We start from the raw sequence: 701 nt of genomic DNA on the forward strand, positions 1-701 counted from the left end.
GGTCAACAACGACCGCATATGGGCAAGTCAATCATCGGTTTTCCAAAAGATTATGTCATGATTGATATCGAAACAACCGGTTTAAAACCAAGTAACGATGAAATTTTAGAATTATCAGCTATTCGGATTCGTGACCACCAGATTGACCGGACTTTTTCAACCTTGGTCCAACCCAACCGACCAATTTCAGGATTCATCACCAATTTAACCGGCATATCCAATCATATGGTCATGACCGCGCCACCAATTGAACAGGCTATGCCCGAATTCTTAGATTTCATCCAAGAAGATATCATTTTAGGTTACAACGTCAACTTCGACTTAAGCTTTATTTATGATACCGCAGTAAACCTTTATAATTTCCCCGTGAGAAATGACTACCTGGACGTGCTAACCATCGCCCGAAAATTAGTAACAGGAACACCCAACCATAAATTGGGGACTATGACCCAATTCTACGGCATTTCTTACGAGGGCGCTCACCGGGGATTAACAGACTGCTATATTACGGTAGAAGTGTACAACCAACTTTTCAACCAAGCTAAGCAAGTCTATCAAAGTGAGCAAGACTTCAAGAATGATTTCTACCGCCGTTCCTATCCAAAACAAATTAAAGTGGAGGACTTAAAGGCAGAAACAAGTGACTTTAATCCTATGCATCCCTTATTTAATAAGACTATCGTTTTTTCAGGGGACTTAGA

At 40.7% G+C, this 701-nt stretch carries 1 protein-coding gene; it reads left to right on the top strand.

What is annotated here, in order from left to right:
* Window positions 1–701 (top strand): 3'-5' exonuclease (locus tag ACRCJ0_RS17675; RefSeq protein ID WP_431391455.1); only part of this gene is annotated, 701 nt, incomplete at both ends.

It is taken from the genome of Aerococcus sp. L_32, assembly GCF_050689315.1.